Source organism: Variovorax sp. W1I1 (assembly GCF_030815625.1).
GTDB lineage: Bacteria > Pseudomonadota > Gammaproteobacteria > Burkholderiales > Burkholderiaceae_C > Variovorax > Variovorax paradoxus_C.
This window is the reverse complement of the sequence record NZ_JAUSWZ010000001.1, coordinates 1659792-1683298: the sequence shown is the minus strand read 5'-3', so window position 1 is coordinate 1683298 and position 23507 is coordinate 1659792. Positions and strand designations below refer to the sequence as shown.

The 23507-nt window shown below is 65.5% G+C and carries 28 protein-coding genes and 1 pseudogene; 13 read left to right on the top strand and 16 right to left on the bottom strand.

All coding sequences use genetic code 11. The annotated features are described in order from the left end of the window. Positions 1-25 precede the first annotated feature (25 nt). From QFZ83_RS07915 to QFZ83_RS07895, 5 genes are all read left to right on the top strand, one after another. Positions 26-214 (top strand): hypothetical protein, encoded by a 189-nt coding sequence (locus tag QFZ83_RS07915; protein ID WP_307504679.1) that lies wholly within the window; start codon positions 26-28, stop codon positions 212-214. A gap of 7 nt (positions 215-221) precedes the next feature. Beyond that, a complete protein-coding gene (locus QFZ83_RS07910; RefSeq protein ID WP_307504676.1) occupies positions 222-923 on the top strand; it encodes an alpha/beta hydrolase in 702 nt (233 codons plus the stop codon). A 145-nt stretch (positions 924-1068) separates the two neighbouring features. Beyond that, a complete protein-coding gene (locus QFZ83_RS07905; protein ID WP_306878667.1) occupies positions 1069-2523 on the top strand; it encodes a cytochrome ubiquinol oxidase subunit I in 1455 nt (484 codons plus the stop codon). Beyond that, a complete protein-coding gene (gene cydB / locus QFZ83_RS07900; RefSeq protein WP_307504673.1) occupies positions 2513-3520 on the top strand; it encodes a cytochrome d ubiquinol oxidase subunit II in 1008 nt (335 codons plus the stop codon). Before QFZ83_RS07905 ends, cydB begins: the two co-directional genes overlap by 11 nt. Next, on the top strand, positions 3501-3659 hold the full coding sequence (locus QFZ83_RS07895; protein WP_307504670.1) for a DUF2474 family protein: 159 nt from the start codon (positions 3501-3503) through the stop codon (positions 3657-3659). Before cydB ends, QFZ83_RS07895 begins: the two co-directional genes overlap by 20 nt. Before the next feature lie 98 nt (positions 3660-3757). Here QFZ83_RS07895 and QFZ83_RS07890 read toward each other — a convergent pair whose 3' ends face one another. From QFZ83_RS07890 to QFZ83_RS07880, 3 genes are read right to left on the bottom strand one after another with little or no spacing between them, the layout of a single operon-like run. After that, a complete protein-coding gene (locus QFZ83_RS07890) occupies positions 3758-4177 on the bottom strand; it encodes an Hsp20/alpha crystallin family protein (protein WP_013541443.1) in 420 nt (139 codons plus the stop codon). Between the two features lie 19 nt (positions 4178-4196). Further along, the gene (locus QFZ83_RS07885) at positions 4197-4634 is read right to left on the bottom strand and encodes an Hsp20/alpha crystallin family protein (protein ID WP_306878669.1); all 438 of its coding nucleotides are present in this window, start codon (positions 4632-4634) and stop codon (positions 4197-4199) included. 51 nt (positions 4635-4685) lie between these two features. Then, complete coding sequence (locus tag QFZ83_RS07880; RefSeq protein WP_013541441.1) at positions 4686-5021, bottom strand: hypothetical protein; 336 nt, start codon at positions 5019-5021, stop codon at positions 4686-4688. 266 nt (positions 5022-5287) lie between these two features. On the opposite strand from QFZ83_RS07880, the gene QFZ83_RS07875 reads away from it, so the two are divergent. Further along, the gene (locus QFZ83_RS07875; RefSeq protein ID WP_307504663.1) at positions 5288-6493 is read left to right on the top strand and encodes a zinc-dependent alcohol dehydrogenase; all 1206 of its coding nucleotides are present in this window, start codon (positions 5288-5290) and stop codon (positions 6491-6493) included. Here the strand turns inward: QFZ83_RS07875 and QFZ83_RS07870 are convergent. From QFZ83_RS07870 to QFZ83_RS07855, 4 genes are all read right to left on the bottom strand, one after another. Beyond that, positions 6477-7109 carry a L,D-transpeptidase gene (locus tag QFZ83_RS07870; RefSeq protein WP_373457496.1) on the bottom strand — a complete coding sequence of 211 codons (633 nt, stop codon included), beginning with the start codon at positions 7107-7109 and terminating at the stop codon, positions 6477-6479. The two genes, QFZ83_RS07875 and QFZ83_RS07870, sit on opposite strands and share 17 nt — an antisense overlap. Positions 7110-7113: 4 nt before the next feature. Beyond that, positions 7114-7437, bottom strand: coding sequence for a proteophosphoglycan ppg4 (locus tag QFZ83_RS07865; protein ID WP_307504659.1), 324 nt, complete (start codon positions 7435-7437; stop codon positions 7114-7116). A 210-nt stretch (positions 7438-7647) separates the two neighbouring features. Then, a complete protein-coding gene (locus QFZ83_RS07860; protein WP_307504655.1) occupies positions 7648-10068 on the bottom strand; it encodes a catalase in 2421 nt (806 codons plus the stop codon). 128 nt (positions 10069-10196) lie between these two features. Continuing rightward, the gene (locus tag QFZ83_RS07855) at positions 10197-11096 is read right to left on the bottom strand and encodes a LysR family transcriptional regulator (protein ID WP_307504651.1); all 900 of its coding nucleotides are present in this window, start codon (positions 11094-11096) and stop codon (positions 10197-10199) included. A 114-nt stretch (positions 11097-11210) separates the two neighbouring features. Between QFZ83_RS07855 and QFZ83_RS07850 the strand changes: the two genes are divergently transcribed. From QFZ83_RS07850 to QFZ83_RS07825, 6 genes are all read left to right on the top strand, one after another. Further along, a complete protein-coding gene (locus QFZ83_RS07850) occupies positions 11211-12317 on the top strand; it encodes an alpha/beta hydrolase (RefSeq protein ID WP_307504648.1) in 1107 nt (368 codons plus the stop codon). Next, the gene (locus QFZ83_RS07845; protein ID WP_373457495.1) at positions 12317-13540 is read left to right on the top strand and encodes an MFS transporter; all 1224 of its coding nucleotides are present in this window, start codon (positions 12317-12319) and stop codon (positions 13538-13540) included. Before QFZ83_RS07850 ends, QFZ83_RS07845 begins: the two co-directional genes overlap by 1 nt. Then, positions 13537-13986: a cyclophilin-like fold protein gene (locus QFZ83_RS07840; protein WP_307504646.1), complete on the top strand. Its 450-nt coding sequence runs from the start codon at positions 13537-13539 to the stop codon at positions 13984-13986. The genes QFZ83_RS07845 and QFZ83_RS07840 overlap by 4 nt, the downstream gene beginning before the upstream one ends. Positions 13987-14068: 82 nt before the next feature. Next, positions 14069-14470 (top strand): cyclophilin-like fold protein, encoded by a 402-nt coding sequence (locus QFZ83_RS07835; RefSeq protein WP_307504642.1) that lies wholly within the window; start codon positions 14069-14071, stop codon positions 14468-14470. Beyond that, positions 14467-14817 (top strand): hypothetical protein, encoded by a 351-nt coding sequence (locus tag QFZ83_RS07830; RefSeq protein WP_307504639.1) that lies wholly within the window; start codon positions 14467-14469, stop codon positions 14815-14817. Before QFZ83_RS07835 ends, QFZ83_RS07830 begins: the two co-directional genes overlap by 4 nt. Continuing rightward, positions 14802-15806 (top strand): lipopolysaccharide assembly protein LapB, encoded by a 1005-nt coding sequence (locus tag QFZ83_RS07825; RefSeq protein WP_307504636.1) that lies wholly within the window; start codon positions 14802-14804, stop codon positions 15804-15806. The genes QFZ83_RS07830 and QFZ83_RS07825 overlap by 16 nt, the downstream gene beginning before the upstream one ends. Positions 15807-16214: 408 nt before the next feature. On the opposite strand, the gene QFZ83_RS07820 is transcribed toward QFZ83_RS07825, so the two are convergent. The 5 genes and pseudogenes from QFZ83_RS07820 to QFZ83_RS07800 all read right to left on the bottom strand — a co-directional run bounded on the left by QFZ83_RS07820 (position 16215) and on the right by QFZ83_RS07800 (position 19866). Then, positions 16215-16892 carry a glutathione S-transferase family protein gene (locus tag QFZ83_RS07820; protein ID WP_307504632.1) on the bottom strand — a complete coding sequence of 226 codons (678 nt, stop codon included), beginning with the start codon at positions 16890-16892 and terminating at the stop codon, positions 16215-16217. A gap of 112 nt (positions 16893-17004) precedes the next feature. Further along, a pseudogene (locus tag QFZ83_RS07815) lies at positions 17005-17373 on the bottom strand (DUF1579 family protein); the annotation flags it as partial. Between the two features lie 526 nt (positions 17374-17899). Beyond that, entirely contained in the window at positions 17900-18544 is a 645-nt protein-coding gene (locus QFZ83_RS07810) for an SMI1/KNR4 family protein (protein ID WP_307512655.1), read from the bottom strand. Positions 18545-18615: 71 nt separating this feature from the next. Then, positions 18616-19089 carry a hypothetical protein gene (locus QFZ83_RS07805; RefSeq protein ID WP_306882269.1) on the bottom strand — a complete coding sequence of 158 codons (474 nt, stop codon included), beginning with the start codon at positions 19087-19089 and terminating at the stop codon, positions 18616-18618. Between the two features lie 57 nt (positions 19090-19146). After that, positions 19147-19866 carry a hypothetical protein gene (locus QFZ83_RS07800; RefSeq protein WP_307504630.1) on the bottom strand — a complete coding sequence of 240 codons (720 nt, stop codon included), beginning with the start codon at positions 19864-19866 and terminating at the stop codon, positions 19147-19149. Between the two features lie 394 nt (positions 19867-20260). Here QFZ83_RS07800 and QFZ83_RS07795 point away from each other — a divergent pair, with 394 nt between their 5' ends. Further along, positions 20261-20971 (top strand): HD domain-containing protein, encoded by a 711-nt coding sequence (locus tag QFZ83_RS07795; RefSeq protein ID WP_307504627.1) that lies wholly within the window; start codon positions 20261-20263, stop codon positions 20969-20971. A 46-nt stretch (positions 20972-21017) separates the two neighbouring features. Here QFZ83_RS07795 and QFZ83_RS07790 read toward each other — a convergent pair whose 3' ends face one another. The 4 genes from QFZ83_RS07790 to QFZ83_RS07775 are packed head-to-tail and all read right to left on the bottom strand — an operon-like array spanning position 21018 to position 23505. After that, the gene (locus QFZ83_RS07790) at positions 21018-21686 is read right to left on the bottom strand and encodes an energy transducer TonB (RefSeq protein WP_307504624.1); all 669 of its coding nucleotides are present in this window, start codon (positions 21684-21686) and stop codon (positions 21018-21020) included. Beyond that, complete coding sequence (locus tag QFZ83_RS07785; RefSeq protein WP_307504621.1) at positions 21683-22120, bottom strand: biopolymer transporter ExbD; 438 nt, start codon at positions 22118-22120, stop codon at positions 21683-21685. The genes QFZ83_RS07790 and QFZ83_RS07785 overlap by 4 nt, the downstream gene beginning before the upstream one ends. Before the next feature lie 25 nt (positions 22121-22145). Then, positions 22146-22574, bottom strand: coding sequence for a biopolymer transporter ExbD (locus QFZ83_RS07780; RefSeq protein ID WP_307504618.1), 429 nt, complete (start codon positions 22572-22574; stop codon positions 22146-22148). Positions 22575-22620: 46 nt separating this feature from the next. Beyond that, the gene (locus tag QFZ83_RS07775) at positions 22621-23505 is read right to left on the bottom strand and encodes a MotA/TolQ/ExbB proton channel family protein (RefSeq protein ID WP_307504615.1); all 885 of its coding nucleotides are present in this window, start codon (positions 23503-23505) and stop codon (positions 22621-22623) included. Between the last annotated feature and the right edge of the window lie 2 nt (positions 23506-23507).

Genomic DNA, 23507 nt, shown 5'->3' with positions numbered 1-23507 from the left:
CTAGATTTCCCCACAAGGAGAAGCCATGCCCACCGATGCCAAGCCTGCCACCTCGCCCTCCCCGGTTCGCCCTGACGAGGCCCAGGTCCGGACCGAAGACCTCGAGACGCCCTCGCCCGATCCGGACGGCGCCGACCGCAGCGACGACCCCGAAACCCAACCCGGCAAGGGCGAGAACGCACCCGGCTTCCTGAAGCCCGGAAGCACGAGATAGCACGGCCATGGCGCCCGCGCATCCGTCGCTGCTCGTCTGCCCCGGTTGGAACGACCACGGCAAGCCGCAGTACGAACGGCTTCGCGCGGTGCTGGAGCCGCGCGGCTGGCATTGCCGCAGGGCCGGCATTCCCGATGCCGACTGGGACCGTGGCGAGCGCAAGTCGGAGAGCCGCGCGGACAGCCTTGCGCAAGTGCTGAAGGACTACGACGCGCTGGCCGAAACGCCGGGCGCCGATGCCGAGGCCATCGGCGTGCTCGGCTTCAGCTATGGCGCCTACGAGGCCGCGATGCTCACCGCCAGCCGTGCTCCAGCCTGGCTCGCGCTCCGGTCGCCGGCCCTTTACCCCGACGAAGACTGGACCCGTCCGAAGGAAGAGCTCGACAGCGATGCGCTGCAACGCTACCGGCGCCTGCGCATCCGCCCCGGCGAGAACCGCGCGCTTGCCTGCTGCGCGGCCTTCCGCGGCGACGTGCTGCTGATCGAATCCGGATGCGACGAGGTCATTCCGCGCGAGGTGATCGAGAACTACGCGGAGGCGTTCGGCAATGCGAGGTCGCTGACCCGTCGGGTGCTGCCCGGCGCCGACCATGAGCTCTCGGCGGAGCAACACCGCGCGGCCTACCACGCGCTCGCCGTGTCATGGCTCGCCGAACGATGGTCGGAACGCCGCGGCGGCATGCGGGCCGACGACGCGCGCGCCGCCTGATTCCTTGGCGATGCCTGCGCGGGGACAGAACAGGCAGGACGAAATGTCCAAGGGCGAACTGTCCTATTCCCAAATGCCGCAGCCAGGCGTCCAATGACGTCAGGCACAGAACCGATGCGCCGCAACCAACGAAAACGCACAAGCCATGGACTCCCTCACGCTGGCGCGCATCCAGTTCGGTTTCACGATCTCGTTCCACATCGTCTTTCCGGCGCTCACGATCGGGCTCGCGAGCTACCTCGCGGTGCTGGAGGGCCTGTGGTTGCGCACCGGGCGCAAGGTCTACATCGACCTCTACCAGTTCTGGATCAAGGTGTTCGCGGTCGCTTTCGGCATGGGCGTGGTGTCGGGCCTCGTCATGGCCTACCAGTTCGGCACCAACTGGAGCAACTTCTCGCGTTTCGCGGGCGGCGTGACCGGCCCGCTGCTCGCCTACGAAGTGCTCACCGCGTTCTTTCTCGAAGCCGGCTTCCTCGGCGTGATGCTCTTCGGGCGCGACCGCGTCGGGCCGGGGCTGCATTTCGTCTCGACGCTGGCCGTGGCGATCGGCACGCTGATATCGGCCACCTGGATCCTTGCCTCCAACAGCTGGATGCAGACGCCGCAGGGCCACGAGATCATCGACGGCCGGGTGGTGCCGGTCGACTGGCTGCGGGTGATCTTCAACCCGTCGTTCCCCTACCGCCTTGCGCACACCGTCGTCGCTTCGTACATCGCCACCGCGCTGATGGTCGGCGGCGCGGCGGCCTGGCACCTGCTGCGCGGGCGCGACAACACGAGAGTTCGCACGATGCTCTCGATGGCGCTGTGGATGCTGCTGGCGGCCGCGCCCATACAGGCGCTCATCGGCGACCAGCACGGCCTGAACACCATGGAGCACCAGCCGGCCAAGCTCGCTGCCATCGAAGGCCACTGGGAACGCACGCCGGAGGGCGAAGGCGTGCCGCTCATCCTGTTCGGCTGGCCCGACATGGCGGCCGAAGTCACGCGCTACGCCATCGAGATTCCACGCGCGGGCAGCCTGCTGCTCGCGCACAGCTGGGACGGACAGATCCCGGCCTTGAAGGACTTTCCGCCCGAGGACCGGCCGAACTCCACCATCGTGTTCTGGACCTTCCGCCTTATGGTCGGCCTGGGCGTGCTGATGATCGCGCTCGCGTTCTGGGGCCTGTGGCTGCGAAGGCGCGAGCGCGTCTTTTCGAACCGGCTCTTCCTGCGCTTCGCGCTGTTGCTGTCGCCGGCCGGGCTGGTGGCCATCCTCGCTGGCTGGTACACGACCGAGATCGGCCGGCAGCCCTGGGTGGTGTACGGCCTCATGCGCACCGCGGACGCGGTCTCGCCGCAGCATTCGGCGTCGCAGGTGGGCTTCACGCTCGCGCTGTTCGTGCTGGTCTACCTCGCCGTGTTCGGTGCCGGAACTGCGTATGGTTTGCGGCTGATCGCCAAGGGTCCGCCCGACGACGACCACGAACCGCCCGAGGCGCCCGTGCATGGCGGGCCGGGCGAGCCGCGCCACCCGATGCGGCCGCTGTCGGCCGCGCGCGAAGGCGTGGATGCGGAAGGCGACCTCGCCGCACCGGAGGCTGGCCATGGGCATTGACCTTCCCCTGATCTGGGCCGTGATCATCCTCTTCGGGATCATGATGTACGTGGTGATGGACGGCTTCGACCTGGGCATCGGCATCCTCTTTCCGTTCGTGCCCGCCAAGGAAGACCGCGACGTGATGATGAACACCGTCGCACCCGTGTGGGACGGCAACGAGACCTGGCTGGTGCTCGGCGGCGCGGGCCTGCTGGCGGCGTTTCCGCTGGCCTATGCGGTGATCTTGAGCGCGTTCTACCTGCCGCTCATCCTCATGCTGGTCGGGCTCGTTTTCCGCGGCGTGGCCTTCGAGTTCCGCTTCAAGGCGCGGGCCGGAAAGCGCCGCTGGTGGGACGCGGCGTTCGTCGGCGGTTCGTTCACCGCCACCTTCTTCCAGGGCGTGACGCTGGGCGCGTTTCTCAACGGGCTGAAGGTGGTCGACGGCAACTTCTCTGGCGGTCCGTTCGACTGGGTCTCGCCCTTCTCTATCTTCACCGGCCTCGCGCTGGTCGCCGCGTACGCACTGCTCGGTGCCACCTGGCTCGTGATGAAGACAGAAGGCGAACTGCAGCAGCGCATGCGCGCGCTTGCGCGCCCGCTGGTGTGGGCGATGCTCGCGGTGATCGGCGTGCTGAGCGTGTGGACGCCGCTCGCGCACGAGGCCATCTCGCGCCGCTGGTTCACGCTGCCGAACCTGCTGTACTTCTTGCCGGTGCCGCTGCTGGTGGGCGTGGTCACCTGGCGGCTGGTGCACACGCTGCGCGGCAACGGGCATGCCGCGCCCTTCGTGCTGACGCTCGCGCTGCTCTTCCTCGGCTACACGGGCCTGGGCATCAGCCTCTGGCCGAACGTGATTCCGCCCGACATCTCGATCTGGCAGGCGGCCGGGCCGCCGCAGAGCCTGGGCTTCGCGCTCGTGGGTGCGCTGCTGATCATTCCGGTCATCCTCATGTACACGGCCTGGAGCTACTGGGTCTTTCGCGGCAAGGTGCGGCATGGCGACGGATACCACTGAAGGCGCGGCGCGCCCGTCACGTACTTGGCGCCGACGCCTCGGCTGGCTCGCGGGCATCTGGCTCGCAAGCGTTGTCGTGATGTTCGTGGTTGCGGTCGTGTTCCGCTTTCTGATGGCGGCGGTCGGGCTCTCGCGATAGCGGCGAACGATGACGCCAAGCTCGAAGTGAAATGACGGCGGCGGCTGGAAGCACCACCGCCGTCGAACGCCGTCGAGGGCTCTCGACCTGCCGGCCGCTCAAGCGACCTGGACTTCGATCCTCCGCGGCTTGGCATGCTCGGCCTTGGGAATCCGCAGCGTCAGCACGCCTTGCGCGAGTTCGGCCGAAACCTTCTCCGTGTCCAGCTCCTTGCTGAGCGTGAACACGCGACGGAAGCGGCCGAGCCCGACCTCGGTATGGCTGGTCTTCAAGCCATCGGGCACGGTCAAGGCCGACTCCGCCTCGATGGTCAGGGTCTCGGCCTCCACATGAAGGTTCAGGTTCTCGCGCGAGACGCCGGGCAGGTCCGCGTACAGGGTGATGCCGCCCGCGTCCTCGACCACGTCCACGGGTGGCGTCAAGGCCGCATTGCCATAGCGAGGCGCCGCCTGCTTGCGGTCGGCCTGTTCGGGCGCACCGGGCGCGCCGGCGCGTTGGGTCTGGATGTCGTTGCTCATGGTGTTCATCTCCTTGATCTCACTGGACGGAAATGCGGCGCGGCTGGGCCGACGCGCGGCGGCGGATGGTGATGCGCAGCACGCCGTCGCGCAGCTTGGCGTCGACCGCCTCCGGGTCGGCATCGTCGGGCAGCGTGAGCATCCGGCGGAACGCGCCCTCGAAGCGCTCGTTGATGTGCACCGCCGCCTTCGCCTCGGCTGCCGGCAGCACGCCCTTGCGCTCGCCCGCGATGGTCAGCAGACCGCGCTCGAGGTTGACTTCGAGCGTGGCCGGATCGACGCCGGGCGCAAACGCATAGATCTCGACGGCCTGCGGCGTCGCACCGACGTTCAGTGCGGGAAATCCGTTGCTGCCGAAGCCGCGGATGGTGGGTGCCAGGTCGAATGCCTGCTGCATGTCCCGCTGCAGGCGATCCATCTCGGCGAGCATGTCGCGTGGAAAGAAAGATCGGTACATGTTGGAACCTCCAAATATCTGGAATCAGAAAGATGGGTTTCGGGCCGGGGCCTATTGCGGCAAGGTGTGCGCATCGGCCGATCGCGGCGGGCCGCTGGCGTTCGAGCGGCGCCACGCGGTGATCCGCGGGGAGCGGTTCCGCCAGCGCGGCGGTCGGGATTCCGGATAGCTGAATTTCGCCAGTTCCTCGCGTCCCTTCTGGGTCACCGCCAGCACCTGGGCGGCCGACGGAGAGCCCGACAGCGACAGCGGGTTCGAGGGCGATGGCACGAGCGCCACGACAAGGCCGGCGGCCCGAAGCACCCTGACGCCATCGATGTCTTCGTCGCGATAGAACGTGACTGGCAGGCGAGAGCCGGCGATTTGCTTGAGCAAGTTCATGGTCATTTCAATACCTCCTTTTTCGGTCGACCAATTTCCGACGGAAGAAAAGATAGGCGGGCCATCGCGGATTTCAAGAGGGAAATTTTCGACACCCGCATCGCTCGTCCAGCGAGCTGCGACGGCCGGGAATGTGGCCCCGGGTGCGACGCAAGCGCCACGCCGCCACAACGGGAAATTGTCCGACCCGTGGACAGGCGCGGTGCCCGCGCACACGGCGCGCGCACGCGCAAATCGTGCGCGCATCACCACCCCCGAAAAAAGGAAACCGCATGAAAGCCCTCACCTACCAATCGTCGAAAAACGTCCGCGTGGAGACGGTGCCCGACCCCATCCTCCAGGAGGACGAGGACATCGTGTTGCGCGTGACCGCCACCGCGATCTGCGGCTCCGACCTGCACATCTACCGCGGCAAGATTCCCGACATGGAGTCGGGCGACATCCTCGGCCACGAGTTCATGGGCATCGTGGAAGACACCGGCAAGGCCGTGACGCGCGTGCAGAAAGGCGACCGCGTGGTGGTGCCCTTCACCATCGCCTGCGGCCAGTGCTTTTTCTGTGCAAAGGCCCTCTTCGCCGCCTGCGAAACCACCAACCCCGGGCGCGGCGCCATCCTCAACAAGAAGAACCTGCGCTCGGGCGCGGGCCTCTTCGGCTACTCGCACCTGTATGGCGGCTATCCCGGCGGCCAGGCCGAATACGTGCGCGTGCCCAAGGCGAACACCGGCCCGCTCGTGATTCCGCCCGGACTGGCCGACGAGCAGGTGCTGTTTCTCTCGGACATCCTGCCGACCGGCTACCAGGCGGTGGTGAACGGCAACGTGGGGCCGGGCTCGAGCGTGGCCATCTTCGGCGCCGGCCCCGTGGGCCTGATGGCCGCAGCGTCGGCGCGGTTGCTGGGTGCCGAACGCATCTTCATGGTCGACGAGCACCCGTACCGGCTCGCGTTTGCGCAGGCCACCTATGGCGTCGATCCGATCAACTTCAGGGACATCGACGACCCCGCCGGCGCGATCGTCGAGCGCACCGATTTCCGAGGTGTCGATGCCTCGATCGACGCGGTCGGCTTCGAGGCCAAGGGCAGCGCGGTCGAGACGGTGCTCACCGACCTGAAGCTCGAAGGCTCCAGCGGCAAGGCGCTGCGCCAGGCCATCGCGGCCACGCGGCGCGGCGGCGTGGTGAGCGTGCCCGGCGTGTACGCGGGATTCATCCACGGCTTCATGTTCGGCGATGCGTTCGAGAAGGGCCTCACCTTCAAGATGGGCCAGACGCATGCGCAGCAGCACATGCCCAAGCTGCTCGAGCACATCCAGGCCGGGCAGTTGAAGCCCGAGGTCATCATCACGCACCACATGGCGCTCGAGGACGCGGCGCGCGGCTACGAGATCTTCGAGAAGGCCGAGGAGGAATGCCGCAAGGTCGTGCTAACGCCTTCCGGCCCCGCGCAGCGAATCGCCGCCGCTACCCCGCTCCCATGAAGCCGAAGCGCGCCTGCATCGGCGTGGTCTCCGGCAGCACGTAGACCACGCCCTTGCGGTCGCCGAGCACGGGCCGGATGTGGGTGTCGTAGAAGCCGGCCGGCACGTTGATGCAGCCATAGGAAATGCGGTTGTCGGCCACGGTGGGCGTGGCAAGCCGCTCCAGGCGGCGCTCGGCCTTGTTGGTGGCGCGCACACGGTGCATGGAGACGGCGGCGTCGTAGTCGATCCACACGATGTCCTCGCCCTGGAGGTTGCGGCCGGGCTCGCTCGCGAAGCGGCCCGCGGGCGTGGTGCGCTCGTCGGGCCGTATCTCGGACATCTTGCGTTCGCCGATGCCCGGCACGGAATCGTCGCCGTGCGCCAGACCCAGCAACACGGGTGAATCGCCGCGCAGCTTTCCCGCGCCGTCGAAGACGAAGACGCGTGCGTTCTTCTTGTCGACCACTGCGAAGGCTTGGCCCTGGTTGTCGGCCGCTGCAACGGCGGCCTTCGCGAGCCTGAGCGCATCGGGCTCCGCCGCCGCGGCGGTGGTGCAAGCCGCGGCAAGGGTGCCGGCAAGAAGCATCGCGAGCCGGTGGCTCGCGATGCCCGCTTGGGGTGAAGGCAAGCGCATGCGGTCAGTTGCGGTCGGCGCGGGCCTGGCGCATGGGCTGTTCGGTGCCCATCGTGGAGCCGCTGCCCCCTTGCGTTCCTTGCGACATGGTCGAGCCCGAAGACGAGGACGACGACCCCGATGACATGGAGCCCGAGGATGTGGACCCCGACGGCGACGTGTTCTGCGGCGTGGTTCCGGTGGTCCCCATCGCGCCGCCCGCGGGGCTTTGCTGGCCTGCGGCCGTTGCGGGATTCGCGGGTGCGGTGGTGGGGGGATTGCCTTGGGCAAAAGCGACGCCGGCGGCGCCGAGTGCGAGGGCTGCAAGCAGGCTGGAGGTGCGGTTCATGGTTATCTCCTTTGGATGGTTGTGCCGGGCGGTTGCCCGACGCTGTTCAACCTAGAAGTTCGCGGACTGCATCGGGTCGGTGGACGGCGCGGGGGGCTGTAGGAAACAGCAACACGGCACGGCGGCCGACCTCGTCGGCCCCGCACGCGTCCGCTCGCCCCGGCCGTGAGAAGCCGGGGCGCATGCAGTCAACGGTGCGGATGGCCGTGCTTAAACGCGCGGCGGATCGGAATCGCGCGCGAGATGGCGATGCATGCCCACCGCGGCGATGAAATCGATGGCCGCGTCGTCGGCGTGCGCGGCGTCCGCAAGGATGAGGCCGGGGTCGTGCGAGCCGTCGGGCAGGCTCATCGGAATGCCGGCCTCCGCGAGCAGCGCCTGCGATGCGCCGAGCGCAAGGATGGTCTTGCAGTGCCGGTACTGGTCTTTCACGAACTCCATCGAGTGGCCGTCGGAGACCAGCGCCTCCACCGCCGCGAGGCCGTCGGGCAGCACCAGCGCATCGAAGAGGAAGCCGGGGCTGTTCTCCATGCTGGCGTCGGCCTCGATCTTCTCGCCGCCCATCCCGAGGTACGTGCCCAGGCGCGGACCGACCAGCCGCGGCACCGCGCCCGCCTGCACCAGCGCCGTGACCAGCTTGCCGATGGACGTGCCTTCCGCGCCGTCGGCCACGAGGATCGCGATCTTGCGCGTGCGGATGCCGCCATCGCCCGGCCGCGCCATGAGCGAGAGCGCGGGCGATTGGTCGACCTCGGGCGCGGCCGGCGTTTCCAGCACCTTGGGCAGCGGCTGTGGCAGTTCCATGCCGAGCCCTTTCGCCACCTTCGCCGCGAGATCGGGCGACGCATTCAACAGGCTCGCCACCACGCGCTCGCGCACCGCGGGCACCGTCACCTTCGAGAGTTCGAAGCGGAAGGCCGCGGCGATGTGCGCCTGCTCCTCGGGCGTCTGGCTTTCGTAGAAGAGCGTGGCCTGCGTGTAGTGGTCGGCAAATTTCTCGGGCTTGACGCGCACCTTGTCGCTGCTCTCCTTCGCGTCGAGCCGCCGCGCGACGCTCTCGAAGCCCTGCGCCGCACCGGCCTGGAACGGGCAGCCGCCGCCCAGCGAATTGGGCTCGTAGGCCGAGCGCCCGCGATGGATGGCCTGGCGGTGCATGCCGTCGCGCTGGTTGTTGTGCACCGGCGCAATGGGCGCGTTGATCGGCAGCTCGTGGAAGTTCGGCCCGCCCAGGCGCGTGATCTGCGTGTCGACGTAGGAATGAATGCGCCCCGCGAGCAGCGGATCGTTGGTGAAGTCGATGCCCGGCACCACGTGCGCAGTGCAGAAAGCCACCTGTTCGGTCTCGGCAAAGAAGTTGTCGGGGTTGCGGTTCAGCACCATGCGCCCGACGATGCGGATCGGCACCAGTTCCTCGGGCACGATCTTGGTGGCATCGAGAATGTCGAAGCTGAACTGCGCGGCCTGCTCTTCCGTGAAGATCTGCAGGCCCAGTTCCCACTCGGGGTACTCGCCCGCGTCGATGGCTTCCCAGAGATCGCGGCGGTGGTAGTCGGGGTCGGCGCCGGAGATCTTCACGGCCTCGTCCCACACCAGCGAGTGCGTGCCGAGCTTGGGTTGCCAGTGGAATTTCACCAGCACCGATTCGCCCGCCTCGTTCACGAGCCGGAAGGTGTGCACGCCGAAGCCCTGCATCATCCGGTAGCTGCGCGGAATGGCGCGGTCGCTCATCTGCCACATCAGCATGTGGGTGGATTCGGGCATGAGCGAGACGAAGTCCCAGAAGGTGTCGTGCGCCGAGGCGGCCTGCGGCATCGCATGGTGCGGCTCGGGCTTCACGGCGTGCACGAGGTCGGGGAACTTCATCGCGTCCTGGATGAAGAACACCGGCATGTTGTTGCCCACCAGGTCCCAGTTGCCCTCGTCGGTGTAGAACTTGACCGCGAAGCCGCGCACGTCGCGCGCCGTGTCCTTGGAGCCGCGCTCGCCGGCCACCGTCGAGAAGCGCACGAACACCGGCGTCACCTTGCCGGCTTCGCGGAACGGCGCGGCCCGCGTGTATTCGGTGAGCGGCTCGTAGCACTCGAAGAAGCCGTGCGCGCCGGAGCCCCGGGCGTGGACGATGCGCTCGGGAATGCGCTCGTGGTCGAAGTGCGTGATCTTCTCGCGCAGGATGAAGTCTTCGAGCAGCACCGGGCCGCGCGCGCCCGCCTTCAGCGAGTTCTGGTTGTCCGCGATCGGCACGCCCTGGTTGGTGGTGAGCCGCTGGCCGCCGGAATCCACGCGCACCCGGTCCAGCGTGCCGATGGTGGCGTTGATGCCTTCGGGCGCCACCGAGCCGGTCTTGGCCGAGGCATTCAATTCAGAGGGCGTGCTGCCGGTGGGAAGCCGCGATGGCGGCTTGGCGCTTTGGCCCACCGGCGCCTGCGGCGTGTGCTCCAGCGGCTTGTTGAGGTTGGCGGGCATCGACGCGGCGAGCGCCTGCGTATCGATCGCCTTCTGCGCGGGGATGTCTCCCTTGCCTGCCGAAGGCGGCGCCGGATGGGCGGGACCGCTGTCGGTGTTGCGTGCCGCGGAGCGGGCGGCGTCGAGCGCGGCGGAAGGCGGCGCGCTCGCTCGGGGTTGTTTGGCCATGTATTTGTCGTCCGGTTGGGTTCGAGGGAGCCTCCAACCTAGTGCGGCGAATCAGGGCTTTTTGTAGGACGCTGCAGCGAATTCGGCGTGAAAGATCGGCAGCGATCCGGGTCGCACGCGCCTTGCTGCTATCGCGGCGCGCTGAACCGCAACGCCTTCACCACCAGAGAAAAAGCCGGCGAAGGCTGCCGCTTGCTCGGGTAGTACAGGTGGTAGCCGGCGAACTTCGGGCACCAGTCCTGCAACACGCGCACGAGTCGACCCGATTCCAGGTGCGACATCAGTTCATCTTCCGGCAGCAGCGAGATGCCGAGCCCGGCCAAAGCCGCGTCCAGCTGCGGCGGTGCGGTGTTGAAGATCAGCGGGCCATCCACGCGCACATTGACCTTGCGGCCGCGCTTCTCGAAGTCCCACACATACAGCCCACCCGACGTCGGCATGCGTTGGTTGATGCACCGGTGCCTGGTCAGGTCGGCCGGCGTCTTGGGGATCGGGTTGACAGCGAAGTACTCGGGTGACGCGACCACCGCCATTTGCAGCGGCGGGCCGATGGGCACGGCGACCATGTCGTTGTCGATCGTGTTGCCCATGCGGACACCCGCATCGAAGCGGTCGGCAACGATGTCGCGAAAACCGTAGTTCATGTCGAACTCCAGCTTGATGTCGGGGTAGTCGCGCAGCAGCGGCGTGAGCTTGGGCAGCAGCACGCTATGCATGATGTGATCGCCGCAGGTGATCCGCACGGTTCCTGCAGGCTTGTCGCGCAGCTCGGTCAGCGCCTCGAGTTCGGCCTCGATCTCGTCGAAGCGGTAGCCGATGGCTTTCATGAGCCGCTCGCCGGCGGACGTTGGTGCGACGCTGCGCGTGGTGCGCGTCAACAAGCGGATCTGCAGCCGCTCTTCCAACCCTCGGATCGCCTGGCTGAGCGCCGACTGGGTCACGCCGAGCGTGCCGGCGGCCCGGGTGAAGCTGCCCTCGCGGGCCACGGTCACGAAGGCCAGCAGGTCGTTGAGGTTGCGTCTGGGCATGTGGAACTCTTCATGGTGCGAACTGATTAGCTCGGTTAATAAATGTATTAAGCATTCATTACCTAGTCAATCTTCCGGTCGATCGGCAAACTTCCATTCAAAGGAACATCGACCATGAAAACTCAAGCAGACACGACATCCGACCGTCGCGAATTTCTGAAGCTGGCCGGCACCGGCGTGGCGGCCGCCGGCTTGCTGTCGACGGCTGGCACGGCATTGGCAACACCCAGGAAGAGCACCCCGTTGCCCAACGGTGCCGACAACTTCTACACGAGCGACAAGGTCGCCGTGCAGAAGGTCACTTTCAAGAACCAGTACCAGATGACTGTCGCGGGGAACCTGTTCGTTCCCAAGTCGCTCGACCGAAAAAAGCGCACGCCGGCCATCGTGGTCGGCCATCCGATGGGCGCGGTGAAAGAGCAAAGCGCAAATCTCTACGCGACCAAGATGGCGGAGCAAGGCTTCGTCACCCTGTCCCTGGACCTTGCGTTCTGGGGCGGCAGCGGCGGCCAGCCGCGCAATGCGGTCTCGCCCGACATGTATGCCGAAAGCTTCAGCGCCGCGGTCGACTTCCTCGGCAGCCAGGCATTCGTCGACAGGCAGCAGATCGGGGCCATCGGCGTCTGCGGGAGCGGCAGCTTTGTCATCAGTGCGGCGAAGATCGATCCCCGCATGAAGGCCATCGCCACGGTGAGCATGTACGACATGGGTGCGGCCAACCGCAATGCGCTCAACCACTCGCAGACGCTCGAGCAGCGAAAGCAGATCATCGCTGCCGCCGCCGAGCAACGGCAGGCCGAGTTCGACGGCGGCGCCATCCGGTACACGGGCGGAACAGTCCTCGCGCTGGCTGCCGACACGCATCCCATCCAGCGCGAGTTCTTCGATTTCTATCGCACACCGCGCGGTGAGTTCACGCCAACGGGTGCGTCGGCGCGGACCACCACCATGCCGACGTTGAGCAGCAACGTGAAGTTCATGAACTTCTACCCGTTCAACGACATCGAGACGATTTCGCCGCGGCCAATGCTGTTCATCACCGGCGACCAGGCGCATTCCAGGGAGTTCAGCGAAGACGCCTACAAGCGCGCCGCCGAACCGAAGGAACTGTTCATCGTTCCGGGCGCCGGCCACGTGGACCTGTACGACCGCGTGACGTTGATCCCGTTCGACAAGCTGACGTCGTTCTTCAACAAGCACCTCGTCGGAGCCGGCGCCTGATGTCGGCGCAGGCCATCGGCGCACCGGCAAGCGGTGCCTTGCTCGACGACCGGGCTGAAGCGCGGCCCGCACACTGGGGCGGTGTCTTCGCGATGACGCTGTGCGTCTTCGCGCTGATCGCTTCGGAGTTCATGCCCGTCAGCCTTCTGACGCCACTGGCGTCCGACCTCAAGGTCACCGAAGGCATGGCGGGGCAAGGCATCGCCATCTCCGGTGTCTTCGCGGTGCTCACGAGCCTGTCGATTTCGGCGGTCGCCGGCAGCGTCGACCGCAAGACGCTGCTGCTGTCGCTGACCGCGATGATGTGCCTCTCCGGAGTCATCGTCGCGATGGCGCCCAACTACGTGACGTACATGGTCGGCCGCGCGGTGATTGGCGTCGTTGTCGGTGGCTTCTGGTCCATGTCGGCGGCCACGGCCATGCAGCTCGTGCCGCCCTCCAAGGTGCCGCGGGCACTGGCGATCTTCAACAGCGGCAACGCGCTGGCCACGGTCGTGGCGGCACCGCTGGGCAGCTACCTTGCCTCGGTTTTCGGTTGGCGCGGCGCATTCTTCTGCCTGGTGCCGGTCGCGGTGATCGCGTTCGTCTGGCAGTTGTTCAGTCTGCCGTCGATACAGGCACAGCCACGCGCAAAGGGCTCGACCAACGTCTTCAGGCTCTTCAAGAACCGGCGGGTCGTGCTCGGCATGCTGGCGGTGGGCGTCTTCTTCATGGGCCAGTTCGCACTGTTCACTTATCTCCGCCCGTTCCTGGAAACGGTGACGCGGGTCGACGTGTCGATGTTGTCGCTCGTGCTGCTGACGCTGGGGGTCGCAGGCTTCATCGGCACCACGGTCATCGGGCGGTTTCTGAAGTTTCGTTTCTACGGCACGCTGACGATCATCCCGATGCTGATGGCCGCGATCGCGGTCGCGCTGATTGCCGTCGGAGCTTCAGTGCCCGCCACCACCGTACTGCTGGGCATCTGGGGCCTGGTGGCCACCGCTGCACCGGTGGGATGGTGGCTGTGGATCGCACGAACGCTCCCGCAAGACGCCGAGGCCGGCGGCGGTCTCATGGTGGCGGTGGTCCAGCTCTCGATCGCGCTGGGCTCGACGGTCGGAGGCCTTCTTTTCGACGGCAGCGGCTACCAGAGCACCTTCGCTTTCAGCGCCGGCCTGTTGCTGGTCGGCGCCTTCCTGGTTTTCTTGACAGCGCGTGCAGACCGCACGAAATCAGCATGACCCAAAGCCGCAGTCCATTTGCAATGAAGAACATCAAACCTCTGCGCCTTGCGGGCTTGTGCATCGGCCTGCTCGTGCTCGGTGGGAGCCACGCCGAGTCACGCGTGTGGATGACCGTCGGCGAACGCCGCCTGGCCGTTAGCTTGGCCGATACCGATGCCGCCCGCGCGTTCGCTGCTCGACTGCCGCTGACGCTCGACATGACCGATCTCAACGACAACGAAAAAAAGTTCGACTTGCCGAAGGCGTTGCCTGCGAATCCCAGTCGACCGGGAACGATCCGCAATGGCGACCTCATGCTGTATGGAGCGAATACCGTGGTTCTCTTCTATCTGACCTTCGACTCTCCGTATTCGTACACGCGAATTGGTCGGGTGGATGAACCGGACGGTCTGGCGCAAGCGCTCGGGCAGCGCGGCGTACGGGTCCAGTTCTCAAGGGACTGAGGGCCTTGGCATGGAAGGGGGCAACCCATGACGCGCAACGCTGGCATCCTTCGCATCGAGCCCGAAGTCACCAGTCCAACGAATGAAACAGGCCAACCAGATGAAACTCAGGATGATCATTGACGGAGCCGTCATCGCAACTGCGACGCTTGACAACACCCGCAGCGCCGACGATTTCGCGACCCTTCTCCCGCTGACCTTGCGCCTGAAAGACTATGAAGCGACAGAAAAGATTGCCGACCTACCGCGGCACCTGACAACAGAGGGTGCGCCCGGCTCTTACACGCCTTCAGCGGGTGACATCTGCTTTTACGCCCCGTGGGGCAACCTCGCGTTCTTCTACAAGGACGGCAATCCTTCGGAAGGGCTTGTGCGCCTTGGAGGGTTTACGTCCGGGCTCGAGCAGCTTGTGCAGGACAGTACAAGCGAAGTGAAGGTGGAACTGTCCCGCCTAAAAGCCGCTGTTCTACATTGGAAGTCATGAACCAAGCCAATCCCTACTTGGAAAGCCTTGAGGCCGCGCTGGCCGACACGTCCGGGATCATCGTGCCCCAGGGTGAGGATGAGGCAACGTATTTCGAGAAGCTCCGCTCAAGTATTCGAGCGCACGCCACCGCCGCCGAGAAGGTGTACGCCATCGTCGTCGCGCCTGGGTTTTCTCATCGCGAACTCGGGACAAGGATTACTGGATACCTGCTCGCGAGGTCGGAAGGTTACTGGCTGGTCTTCGAGCCCGATGAAGGCCAGTATTACTGTTTCTGGGGATCAGATGCCGACAGCCTTGGGGCCTATGGCGTCAGCGGGAATCCGCTCTATTGCTGGTGGGACTGAGCGAGAAAAGGAGAAGCCGCGCCGGTCAACGATCGACGGACGGTGGCCACAACCAACCACCCGTCTTCAAGGCAAAATTCAGCCTCGCGGTCGATCTGCTCGATCCTGAAATTTGCACGCAACACGCCCCTTCTCAACCAACGCCGTTCAATTTCATGCGCCTCCCCCCGCAAGTTGCAGAGGTTACCGTCGACAAGGTTTGGCGCTACGAGACGCCATACCCTCCTTTAGGGTTTTGCCCGCTGGTGGAGGGGGCACTCGGCAACGGAGATACGTTCGGGCTCTACTGGCCTATCGGGCTGGAAGAGCGGGAGCCTATCGTGGTCGAGACATGGCACGACTCATGGCGGATTCAACCAACGTACGCTTCGTTGTCCTCATTTCTGGCCGCGCTCGCAAAGGCTGACGACGAATACCCTGAACCTCCCTCTCTCGTGGAGGACGCGCGCTCGCCGCGAGCGCTTCTCGAGGACGCGAAGCGAAAGGTGCAGGCGCAAGCTGTGGTGGAGGCTGTTGCGCTGTTGGAAAAAGCCCTGGACGTTTTGCCCGAGTACACGGAAGCACTTTGCCTGCTATGGGCGCAGTATGTTCGACAAGGACGCATGGATGAGGCTCTTGCCATCGCGGTCAAAGCAATCATTGCTCCGCCATCATTTGGAAGTCGTGCGACCAGATCGCTCAGATGGCTGCAGGAGCGGGGCGAGGCGCCGACCTTGGAGCACGACCCGATTTGGCAAGCACGCGCTGAACTCAAGCTGTCCTACGGAGGAGCCAAGGAGAACGGTGACTACGCCATCTATCGCGCTGCCATCCAGGCCTACCTAAATGCCTCGCGGTACGTTGAGGCGAGCATGCTCATGCAAACCTATGCGGAACTGATGCACGCCGAGACGGTCTCCTTTCAAGAGCGACAAGGTTTCGTGAAGGCCGACTTTGTGGCTGCGCAAATTGCCGCCAGCGGCAAACTGCCGCATGGGCCAAGGGCTTGAGACCGTACCCGACCACGAACAGACGGTTGTCACCCAATGCCCAAGTACCTCCGCGTCGCATGCATCCTCTTCGTTTTCACATTTTGTGGAAGAGCTGTTCTCGCTCCTCTCTATGAATCAGGAATTTATCAGGTTACATCGCCCATATTGTTAGGTTCTTTCGCCGTGATTGCGATGCTCTTCATGCGTCGAAACCAATGGACGTGGCCTTGGATGCAGTGGATGAGCATCGTGGCATTGGCAATCGATTGCAGCTTCTTTCCAGAGCCGAAGTTCTATGGGCCATATACGGCAGCCGCACGCATCCTTGTCTCCATACAGCTGCTAGCCTGTTGTGTCATTCTTTGGCATGTCTTGCGTCACCGAGGCACATGGGTTTGGTTTACGAATCGCCGCGCTGGGTGATCTTCAAGGACGATCGGGCCTGATATCCGGTGCGGGCGTCGAGGAAACCCTCTGAGCTTTGGCAGCGCCCGCCTGCGCAGCCATCGCGGCCTTGAAGCCAGGCCGCGCCTGCAGACGCGCCCAGTAAGCCGACACCGATGGCGTGAAGCGCTCGGCCAGGCCCAGATGCTCAGCCAGCAGCAATGCATAGCCGACCGACACGTCTGCCGCAGTGAAGCGGCCCGCGCAAAGGTACTCGTGCTCGGCGAGCAGCGGCTCCAGCGTCCGAAGGCGCGCCAGGAACCACTTGGTGTAGTCGTCGGCGACCTGTGGCTGCTTTCGCTCCGCGATCTCGAAGTGCGCATACCGCAACACGAGCGTCTGCGGAAAGGTCAAGGTCGCCTCGCCGAAATGGAGGTAGTTGAGGTAAGGCCCGTAGTCCGGTTCGTCGCAACCCACATCCAGTTGCCCCGCCGAGAATCGCGCGGCCAAGTATTGGCAGATCGCCGCCGATTCGGTCATTCGCATGGCGCCGTCGGCCAGCATCGGTACCGTGCCGAGCGCATTGATCTCCAGATACGACCGGGACAGCACGCGCGGCGGAAAGGGCAGCATCTTGAGGTCGTACGAAAGCCCGATCTCTTCGAGCATCCAGAGAGGACGGAACGAGCGTGCGCTGACGCAGTGATGAAGGGTGATCATGTGTTGGGGTCTGGTATGCCGCAGCGTCGGGTCCAGTTGTGCGGGGTTGCATGCGGCGGTAGTTAACTTCGACCGCCAGAGCCTCGCCGCCGGCTGGGGTGATGTTGTACATGCGCAGGTCGAGCGTGTCGTCGTCAGGCTGCTCGATGACCGTGCGCCAGCCCCAGCGCGAACCGCATTGTCCATCGGCGTAGCTGCCCAGCATCGACAGGCGCGGATCGCCACCGTCACCCGTGCTGAACATGATGGAAGTGCCAGTGCCGAAACTCTCGGCCCAGGCCGATTCGTACCGGCGCTCGTTCAGGTGGTGAGCGATCAGTGCGACACCTTCCATCGGCTCGCCAGCACAGCTACCGGCGTATTCGTGCAGCAGCACCCGGCCACCCAACAGCACGCGGATGCTGCCCCGCTGCACCGATTCTTCGGCCAGCGTGCCGGGCTCGAACCAGAGGCGGAAGCGGCCCTCCCACTGCCCCGCCATGCGCGCCAACTGCGCGTGCACGCCGTTGGCCAGCGATGCTTCGAATTCCTTGCGACCCATGCGTTCTCCTTCAGGGCAGTGGCGTTTGCGAAGGGATGAACTCTGCCACGCAGAGAGAACTCGTCAACTCGGAACACCACTGCGAAACAGAGCGGATCCAAGCTTCTATCCGGGGTGAGCCTGCATGGCGTAGGTCATTGGATTCATCTCGCCTTGCCTTGTGTCAAGCTCGATTCCTCAGCGTGGCTGCTCTTCGACGCCGCCGCGCCAGGCAATCCAAATGCCCGGTTGCCTCACATAAATTCAAACGCATCGACGCGGAATAAGGAATTCACTTGAACCTCGATTTCATCAATCCGACCGTTCTGGGCTGGCTTGTCGGCTTGTGCGTGCTTGGGCTGATCCGCTATTGGCTGAATCGGCGCAAGTAGCCGGCCTCAGACCTGACTGCGGTCTGGCGCTTGCGTGAGTGAACTCACAACCTGAAGGCTTCCGCCAGAGACGGACCCCGCGTTTGCGCTCCGACTCAATACAGCCACTTCCGCACAAGAGACTCGCCGAAACGATCTGCCAGCAGCGCTTCCCCGCCCTCCTCGTCATCGTGAATTTCCGCCAGGCAGCGAATCATCAAAGCGTCGAGGTAGTCTGAGACCGAAGGGAAGAACCGCGTCAACGGCTCGCCATCGTCGTGATCGAAGTAGTAGACCTCGCCTCTCTGCCGGTGAAAGCAGAACATGTTGCCGTTGCCGAGATAGTCGCCGAAGGCCACCATCTCGTCGGCCAGCGCGAGAAGGACATCGCCATCGGGCAGATCTTCGGCAATGTCGACGATGCCGGGGTAGGCCTCGCGCAAGGCCTGAATCGGCGTGTCGCCCATCTCGACGCTGCACAGGGTCTCGGCCAGCGACAGCGCGCCGAACTGGCGATGGTATTCGCGCAGTGGCGCGGGCAAGCGGCAGCCCAGACGTGCTTCCAGCGCATCCAGATCGGCATCGCTCGAGGGGTTGATCGATGCCTGGCTCACATGGCCTTGCCACAGGGCGGCATATGCACCGATCACGTCGGCGTACCAGCGGCCGCGAGCCATCGGATCGGACAGTTCCGGCCACATCAGCGGCGGACAGCCGTCGGGCGGCCATGGAGCGGATGGTTCGGTTGACTCAATCATCATCGTCAAGCTTGAACCGTTCGCCCGGCATCCATGCGTGGCGAGACATGGCATTCATCGTTCTGCGTGCCGCCTCACCGATAGGCGTCGCACAGCGCCAGATACTCGTCGCCCGAAATCTCCAGCCCCATGGCCCGGCGCAGCACGCGTGCCCGCGGCTTGGGCAGGTCGGTCTTGATCTGGATCTGCTTGCCGATGGGAATGCCCATGTAGTTCTGGTTGACCCAGGTGTTCTCGACGATGTTGTCCCACGGCAGCAGCATGCCGTTCTCGAAGGTCAGGCCCTGGTGGCCGATGACGAACGCGGGCTGGTCGATGTTGCGCAGCGTGTTGAGGCACTTGAACGTGAGCCATGCCGTGAGCAACCCGAAGCAGGCAGCGATGAGGATGCCGATGTTCTTGTCCTGCGCGCGGATGCACAGCACCGCCAGCACCACGGTCACGACCGCCCAGAGCGCGGTGCCGGCGACGAGGCGCGTGCGGGAATAGAACACGGGGCGGTCCTGGCGGGTCTTCTCTTGCTGGGCGGCGGAGCTGTAGATTTCCATTTTTGTCTGATGCGCTGTGCGCGTGTTGGAGTGAAAAAAAAGCGAGGGGGAGAAAGCTCAGTGCGCGGGCAGGCGCTGCATCAGGCAGGCCATCAGCACGGGCTCGTTGTCGATCTTGGAGCGGTCGATCTTTCGGGACTTGCCGTGCGCGACGATGACCAGGTGTTCGTCCACCTCCATGCCTTCCTCGTCGGACTGCGTGCGGATGGTGTCGATGCTCGACCACGCAATCAGCTGGCCCTTGTGCACCAGGCCTTCGGCCTGCAAGCCGAGCGCGCCGAACTTCACCGTCTCGCCGGCATGCAGGCGGCGCTCGACATCGTGCGCCATCGTGGCGCCGACGGCCTCTTCCACTTCGGCGAGCAAGGCATCCGGTGCGTCCCACAGGTTCAGGCGCAGGCGCAGCGTCCTGCCGTCGCGGGTGCCGAGCAGCACATGGTTGCGGTTGTGGCGGTGGCGAAAGCGCGTGACGTCCGCGAAGGCGAGCGTGCGGTCGCCGAGCCGAAGGCCTTGCCCGCCAACAGACAGTTGCCCCGGCGCGCGCAGCCATGCGAAGAAGTCGCTGCCCTGCCAGCAGATCAAGTAGATCGCGGCGGGAACGGCCAGGAAGAGAACGACGATCGCGCCCCTGTGATGAATGAAGTCCGGCGTGATGAGGTACGGAAGGATGTAGACCTTGGCCGGCACCAGCATCATGGCGCTGAAGACGTAGAGGGCCGCAATGCCGGCGAGCACGCAATAGAAGGAATGACGGGGAAAGACTTTGGCGTGGCTCATGGGGATGTCGCATCCGGCGCAGGGACGACGGGCAGTGCGGGCAATGGAAACAGCCCGCGCACCATAGCAGCGCAACGTGCGTTTTTTGACCCGCAACGCGACTGTGGGTGTCTCATTCTGAGAGTAAAAAAATGGACGCCATACGAAAGGTTTAACTTCCCTTTCCCCCGACGGCCGAACGGCATCGCAGCACAGCGGCAAGGTCCACAAGTCCGCCGTGTCGATGCCCGCAAATCGGGGCGCCCGATGAATGCGCTGCATTGTGGAGTTGCAGACACATCAGTTCCATTCGACTCGACGTCTGCCCATGATCGTGTCCAAGCGGACAGCCCAGTGCACGCACCGAAGCCAGGATCGCGAGCCGTCTTTTCGACTGACCCACGGAGCATTCATCATGCAGAACGAAATCGCCGGCATACGCCTCCCCGACAGCCAGCTCGCCCGCGAGATGACCGAGTTCATCCGCGACACCGAAAGCGACCTGCTCTTTCACCACTCCGCCCGCGTCTATTGCTGGGGCGCATTGACCGGCGCACGCACCGGATCGACGTTCGATCCCGAGCTGCTGTACGCGGCGTCCATGTTCCACGACGTCGGCCTCACTGCGCGCTATGAACAGAGCCAACTTCGCTTCGAGGTGGACGGCGCGAACGCCGCGCGCGATTTTCTTCGGGGACATGGCATCTCGGAGCGCGACATCGAGACGGTCTGGAACGCCGTGGCGCTTCACACGACGCCCGGCATCCCGCAATTCATGCGTCCCGAAATTGCGCTGGTGCAGGCGGGCGCCGGCATGGACGTGGCGGGCCGCGGCTACGACCAGTTCACCGATGCGCAGCGCGAGGCCGTCGTCGCCGCGTTTCCCCGGGAGACCGACTTTGCGCACGGAATCATCGATGCCTTCCACCAGGGCATGAAGCACCGACCGGACAGCACCTTCGGCACCTTCAACGACGACGTGCTGGCGTTCAAGGACCCGGGTTTTCAACGGATCGACATGTGCACGGTCATTCTGGCTTCGAGCTGGAACCGCCGGGCCGGCTGCGATCCCGTGGGCGGCTGTGCGCATCATGGCCACCACGACGCGGGACACAGGCACGAATGAATCGCCGCGGCCTGCGCGCTCGAACGAAGCGGCCATCGCATGCGGCCTATTCGATGCGGAATACGAACTCCTGCGTCGCAAGCACCTCCACATCGCCCGTGCTCTGGCATTCGTATCGCATCACCGCCGCACGCACGGTCGAGTGATAGACACGCGGCCCCGACAGGATGCGCACCTCCTGCACATGGCCGCCCTTGATGCGCACCTCGGCCTTCACCACGCCGCCGATGCCTTCGTCCAGCGCCTTGCGCGGCATCTCGGGCTTGACCTGCCGCGGACAGGCCACGGCGATGTCGGTGGTGATCGCCTTCGGCGGTGCGGGCGGGGCCGGCGGCGCGGGCGGCGCTGGCGGTGCGGCCGGCGGCGGTGGCACGGGCTCGGTGTTCTGCACGGCGGTGATCGCGGGGGCGGACGTGGCCGGCGGCGTCACCGCAGGCGGCGGCACGTAGGCCGGGCGCGGTGGCGGCGGTGGCTTGGGCGCCTCCTGCCGCACGATCTTCTTCGGCGGCGGGGGCGGTGGTGGCGGAGGCGGCGGTGGTGGCTTGATCTCGCTGATGATGGTCGCCTCCATCGGCTTCTTGATCGCCTCGACCGTCTGGCGCGCGAGCCCCGACACGAGCGCATAGCCCACGCCGACATGGAACAGCACCATCACCGCGATGCCGACGGGCCCGAAGCGCGACTTTGGGTTGAAGTCCTGGCGGTTGCGCTTCATGGGACGAACTGCTCCGCACCGACGATGCCCAGCTTGCTCACGCCCGTGCGCTGCGCCGAGGCCATCACGCCGGCCACCACTTCGTATTTGGCGCGCCGGTCGGGGCGCAAGTGCACCTCGGGCTGCACGGCCTCTGCAGCGACCTGTTCGAAGCGCCGCTCGATCTCGCCGCGGTCGGCCAGCGGCTCGCCGTTCCATTGCACGACGCCGAGCGCGTCGATGTCGATGCGCAGCACCTCGGGCTTGATGTCGCTGGGCGGCGGGTTGCCCGTGGGCATGTTCAGGTTGACCGCGTGCAGCTGGATCGGGATGGTGATGATCAGCATGATCAGCAGCACCAGCATCACGTCGATGAGCGGCGTGGTGTTGATGTCCATCAGGGGCTCGTCCGAGGGTGCGCTGCTGCGCCGTCCCTGCTTTTCTTTTCTTGACATGGCTTTGTCTCGCTGTGTGCTCGGCCTAGTTCCGCGCGGGCGGCTCGGTGATGAAGCCCACCTTGGCGATGCCGGCCGCCTGGCAGGCGTAGACGATCCGGCCCACCGGCTCGTAGTCGGCATGCCAGTCGCCGCGGATGTGCACCTCGGGCTGCGGGTTCATCGCCGCCACCTTGGTGAGCCGGGCGATCAGCGCGGGCGTATCGCGCACCGGTGTGTCGTACCAGTAGGTGCGGCCGGCGGCATCCACCGAGATCACGACGGTCTCGGGCTTGCTCTCGCGCACCTCGTTGCGTTCCTTCGGCACCGCGACGGGCACCGAGTAATTGACCACCGGGATGGTGATGAGGAAGATGATCAGCAGCACCAGCATCACGTCGACCAGCGGCGTGGTGTTGATGGCCGCGATGGCCTGTTCCTCGTCTCCCCCGGCGGCCGGGATGTTCATCGCCATGGCGCGGTTCGCTCGCTTGTTGCTTGCTTGTTTGCGTGCGCGCGCGTCAGGCCGAGGCGCTGCCGGCGAGGATCACCGAGTGCAGCTCGCCACTGAACTCGCGCACGTCGTCCATCACGGTGATGTTGCGGCGCAGGAGCCAGTTGTAGCCCAGCACCGCGGGCACGGCCACGGCCAGGCCGATGGCGGTCATGATGAGCGCCTCGCCCACCGGGCCCGCCACCTTGTCGATCGAAGCTTGGCCCGCGACGCCGATGGCGGTGAGCGCGTGGTAGATGCCCCATACCGTGCCGAACAGCCCGACGAACGGTGCCGTCGAACCCACGGTGGCCAGCAGTGACATGCCGTTGCCCAGGCGCCGCTGCACGCGCTCGGTGGCGCGGTGAATGCACAGGTCGACGAAGTCGGCGAAGTCGACCTTGCCGCGCAGGCCGTCGTGCTTCTGCGTGGCCTGCATGCCGGCATCGGCAATGAAGCGGAACGGGCTGCCCTCGGCCAGCCGTGCGGTGCCGGCCTGCACCGTGCCCGCGTTCCAGAACTCGCTGTCGACCGCGCGCGCCTGGCGGCCCATGCGCATCTGCTCGAGCAGCTTGGTGACGATGACGTACCAGCTGCCCATCGACATGATCGCCAGGATGGCGAGCACCGCCTTGGCCACGGCATCGCTCTGCGACCAGAGCGCGCCGATGCCGTAAGGGTTGTCGACCTTGGCCGTGGCTGCAGACCCTGCAGGGGCCGCTGCGGGTGCGGCGGGCTTCTCGGGCAAGGCCACGGGCGCTGGCGCAGCGGCGGCGCTGGCCGCGGCTTGCGGTGCGGCTGGGGTCTGGGTCTGGGTCTGGGCGCCCGCCGGTTGCGGCGCGCTGCCGAGGCCGAAGGCCAGAACGAAAGGCGCGGCCACGGCTGTCAGCCGCGCAAGGAATGTCTTCGTCATCG